This is a genomic window from uncultured Methanobrevibacter sp., from assembly GCF_900314615.1.
Taxonomy (GTDB): domain Archaea; phylum Methanobacteriota; class Methanobacteria; order Methanobacteriales; family Methanobacteriaceae; genus Methanocatella.
In genome coordinates this window covers 1-4,793 of sequence record NZ_OMWA01000046.1, presented here as the reverse complement: position 1 = coordinate 4,793, position 4,793 = coordinate 1, and the positions used below count along the sequence as shown (strand labels likewise).

The window sequence follows — 4,793 nt, the reverse complement described above, 5'->3', positions numbered from 1 at the left end:
AATACATTAATTAAAATGATATATTTTTTATATTTTCATGTTCTAAAATTATATTGTCAGAGCTAAAAGTACTAAATATTTTGTATAGTATACGGGCAAAATCCTTTTTAAAAAGGCTTTTTTTTGATTTTTGAAGTTTAATCAAATATTATTTTAATTTTTTCATGAAATATTTTACTGATTATTTTGATTTTGTTCATAAAATTGCATTTGATTGGTTTATTATTAAGTCAGATTTATATTTCATTTTTCATTTTGAAGATTTTGTTTATTCAATTTATGTAAAAAATAAATACTATTATAAATTAAGTTAATAATATTGATAAATTAATAGGTTTTAGTTATGAGTACATTAATAGAACTTAAAAATGTTTACAAAGAGTATCAGACTGGAAATCAGATACTTAAAGCAGCAAATAATCTCAATTTTACAATAGATAAAGGGGAACTTGTAGTTATTCTTGGACCCTCTGGAAGTGGGAAATCAACCCTGCTCAATCTTTTAGGTGGTCTTGATAAGGCTACAAGTGGTGAAATAATCATTGATAATGAAAACATCACCTCTTTTTCAGATAAAAAGCTCACACGCTACAGAGCAAAGGAAATAGGTTTCATATTCCAATTCTATAATTTGATTCCAAATTTAACTGCATGTGAAAACATTGAGATATTAAATGATATAGTTGATGAAGGCATTGATGGAAAAGAGATTCTGGCTAAGGTTGGACTATCTAAACATGTTAATAAATTCCCATCAGAGCTGTCCGGTGGAGAACAGCAAAGGGTATCAATTGCAAGGGCAATAGCCAAAAATCCAAAAATGCTTTTGTGTGATGAGCCTACCGGAGCACTGGATTCCAACACTGGAAAAATCATCATAGAATTGCTCATTGACTTGTGTGAACGTGAAAACACAACAGTTATTATAGTAACACACAATGCTGAATTTGCAAAAGTCGCAAACAAGGTCATCCATATCAAAAACGGTCAAGTTGAATACATTGAAGAAAATGAAAATCCTCAGTCTGTGGATGATATAAACTGGTGATTTTATGTTATTCAAGAAGATGCTTAGGGACATTAAGGAAAATAAAATGCAGTTTATAGCAATATTTTTAATGTCCTTTATCACCTTGCTTGCGTTTGCGGGAATAGGATCTGAAGTTCAGGGCCTGCAGGATAACCTCAATAATTATTATGAGGAAACAAACATGGCCGATGCCTATGCCCTCGGAAGCAATTTCAATGATAGTGTTGTCAAGGACTTTCAGGATATGAATTCGACAACGGGCATTGAAACCCAGTTTGTTGTAAAGTCAATTGCCGACTTGGAGGATGAGCCCGCAGTAACCCTGCATTTTTTAGAGAAAAACAATATCTCCCAATATTATCCTGTTGAAGGGAGTAACATTAACTTCAGTGATGAAGATGGCATTTGGTTAGATGGAAGATTTGCTGAAGCGAAGAATTTGACTGTTGGGGACAATATATCCCTAAACTTCAATGGAATTACAATAAACAAGACAATCCGTGGACTTGGATATTCTCCGGATTATGTCTATGAGGAACCGGAAAACGGTTTGATTTCAGATTTCAAATATCAGGGATTCGGATATCTGTCAGATAAGGCATATCCAACTCCGGACATGCCTCACAATAAGCTGTTAATGACAACCAATGTCAGCAATCAGGACTATTATAATCAGACACGTGAAATGCTTGAGGATAAGGGATATGATGACATTATAAAAGGCGCATCATTTATGTCTAGAGAAGACAGTGCCAGTGACAATCAAATACAGGACGAAATCAAACAGCACATCGTTTTGGCAGTCATGTTTCCAATCATTTTCGTTGTTGTTGCACTTCTGATTCTATTAACTACAATGACACGTATAGTTAATCGTCAAAGAACACAGATTGGAACCTTAAAGGCAATAGGTTTTGAAAACAGGCCATTGTTTATCCATTATTTATCCTATGGTTTTTATCTGACATTGATTGGTAGCGTACTGGGTATAATAATCGGTCATAATACGATACCATACATTTTTGTTGACACTATGCAGTCATATTACACCCTGCCTTGCTGGGATCCGGGATTCAATATGAGTTTCATTTATGTGGCTCTTTTAATCGTTTTAGGTTCACTGTTATGCTCATACTTTGCAGTTGCAAACATTATTCGTGAATCTCCGTCAGCAACTTTGAAGGCAAAGCCTCCTAAAATAAGCAAAATGGGATTCATTGAAAATACAAGGATATGGAACAAATTAGGATTTAACTTTAGATGGAATATCAGAGACATTAACAGAAATAAATTAAGAGCGGTCATTACATTATTCGGGGTCATTGGTTGTACTGTGCTTCTCATCTCAGCATTCGGTATGCATGATGGGGTCAATGACTTGAAAACCTGGAAATATGATGACATCAACCACTATGAAACACAATTGGTTCTCCAGGATAATGTTTCACAGTCACAAATAGATTCAATAATTGACGATGTAAACGGATCTCCAGTCATGACAAAATCTATTCAAATCAAGGCCAATGATATTAAAAAGACGCAAGTGCTGACGGTTCATGATAAAACCCGATTAATCACCCCAACCGATAAAGATAGGCATGAAATGACATTGCCAAACGATGGGGTTTCCATTTCACAAAAAACTGCTGAAATATTTGGTCTAAGCGTTGGCGATAAGATAGAATGGCATTTATATGGTAATGAAACTTGGATAAACTCCACAGTCGATGCCATTTATGGTGATCCTTCAGTTCAAGGAATTACAATATCATCCGATTTTGCGGAAAAAAACAATATTTCATTTAAACCGACAGAAATTGTTACAAAGGAAAAGGTTACTGATAAATTAGATGGTGTTGGAAGTGTCAACAATCATAAGGACTTGACAAACAGTTGGGATAAGCTCACACAAACTGCAAATCTCCTCATTATAATTCTGGTGATATTTGCAGTCCTATTGGCGGTTGTTGTATTGTACAGTTTAGGTCTTTTAGGTTTCACTGAGGTGGAAAGGGATATGGCAACACTGAAAGTTTTAGGATTCCCGTTAAGTGATTTGAGAAAACTGTTCATTACACAGTATTTGGGAATATCTCTGGTCGGTTTTTTAATTGGAATTCCGACAGGATATTATGTTCTTGAATCCATCAGGAGCAATACTGACAAGCTGTATTATCCGACAAATTATTCCTTAACCACTATAGCAATAAGCTTTGTAATAACAATTGTCGTATCTGCAATTGTTAATCTGTTGCTTGCCAACAAACTCAAAAACATTGACATGGTCGAAGCCCTTAAAAAAGAAAGGGAATGACCATTTTCTTTTTTTTATTTTTTTAGGTAAACTCTAAAGATAATCAGATTATCCATATTTGGATGAAAATAATATTTAAAAAGTCGAGTGCACTATTATTCGATGATTAATCTCTTTCTAACATATATTCAATTACTAAAAATCCGCCTAATATTGCACTAAATACGAATCCTATCAATCCTAATAATGGAATATGAAAAGATAAATGCCGTATCGCCAATAATGCAGAATGATTATACTATTCGTGAAATTGAAATGGAACCTGCAAGTGAATTTGAAAATATTTTTCAATGGAATGAATATGTTGAAAATAAGAAAGATAATATTGAAGATAATCAATATCTGGTCGAGCCAATGAAAAGAGATGAAGAGCCAATTGCTAATTTATCTTGCATTCCTTGGATTGATTTTGATTCAATGACTAATATTATTGCAAGTCCAAATCAGATAATGCCGGTGATTAGTTGGGGGAAACTGGTTGATGATAAAATTCCTGTTTCATTAACTGCTAGTCCTGTTTTCATTTTTGGTTGGCATTTTAAATTGTTTTATGAAAAATTAGAAGAATATTTGAATAATCCTGAAAAATTATTTTAAAATATTTTTCTTTATTTTTAATTTTTTTAATTACTTTTCATATAATAACTTTTAATATGTATGATGCAATAATATTGGTGTAAGAACTAAAAGTACATTATATTTTGTATAGTATGCGGGCAAAATTCATTTTACAAAGTTTTTTAAATTAATAAAACAATATTTTTATTTAATTTTACTTTTAATCTATTATAATATGGGTGAGAAGTGCATGGAAGAATATTTGATGGAAACGCCAAGCATTGATTACATGAATCCTCTTTTTCAGGATAAGGTTCGGGAATTGATGAATCAATCTGAAGATAATCTGGATTATATAAAACGATGTTACATCTTTGTTAGGGATGAAATTTCTCATTCATGGGACATTAAAACAGATGTGGTTTCAAGAACTGCCAGTGAGGTGCTTGAAAATAAAACTGGAATCTGCTGGACAAAATCTTGTCTTCTTGCAGCACTTCTAAGAGCAAATCAGATTCCATCAGGCATCAGTTATCAGTTGCTTACAAGAGCGGATGATGCAAGTGAAGGTTATATGATTCATGCTTTAAACACTGTGTATCTAAAAGATTTAGATAAATGGATCAGACTTGATGCTCGAGGAAATAAGAAAAATATTAATGCATTTTTCAGTTTGAATGAGGAACGCTTGGCTTATACAATCCGAAGTGAACTTGGTGAAATTGACTATCATGATAACCATGCAGATTTGGATGAAAGATTGGTTAATATTCTGATGCAAAGTGCGGATATCTTGGAGCTTACAACTGATTTTGAGTTTTAGTTAGAATTTCATTAATATGTGTTTTTTCATAAAGTCGCACTTTGAAAATGTTTATTATTAATAAAAAT

At 32.9% G+C, this 4,793-nt stretch carries 4 protein-coding genes; all 4 read left to right on the top strand.

Going from position 1 to position 4,793, the window contains the following annotated elements; genetic code table 11:
* Positions 1 to 343: 343 nt before the first annotated feature.
* The 4 genes from QZN33_RS11510 (at position 344) to QZN33_RS11495 (ending at position 4,725) form a co-directional block, all read left to right on the top strand.
* A complete protein-coding gene (locus tag QZN33_RS11510) occupies positions 344 to 1,048 on the top strand; it encodes an ABC transporter ATP-binding protein (RefSeq protein WP_296792766.1) in 705 nt (234 codons plus the stop codon).
* Positions 1,049 to 1,052: 4 nt separating this feature from the next.
* Positions 1,053 to 3,344 carry an ABC transporter permease gene (locus QZN33_RS11505; protein ID WP_296792763.1) on the top strand — a complete coding sequence of 764 codons (2,292 nt, stop codon included), beginning with the start codon at positions 1,053 to 1,055 and terminating at the stop codon, positions 3,342 to 3,344.
* 186 nt (positions 3,345 to 3,530) lie between these two features.
* Positions 3,531 to 3,941 (top strand): CatA-like O-acetyltransferase, encoded by a 411-nt coding sequence (locus QZN33_RS11500; protein ID WP_296792760.1) that lies wholly within the window; start codon positions 3,531 to 3,533, stop codon positions 3,939 to 3,941.
* A gap of 211 nt (positions 3,942 to 4,152) precedes the next feature.
* On the top strand, positions 4,153 to 4,725 hold the full coding sequence (locus tag QZN33_RS11495; protein ID WP_296792757.1) for a transglutaminase family protein: 573 nt from the start codon (positions 4,153 to 4,155) through the stop codon (positions 4,723 to 4,725).
* Positions 4,726 to 4,793: the final 68 nt, after the last annotated feature.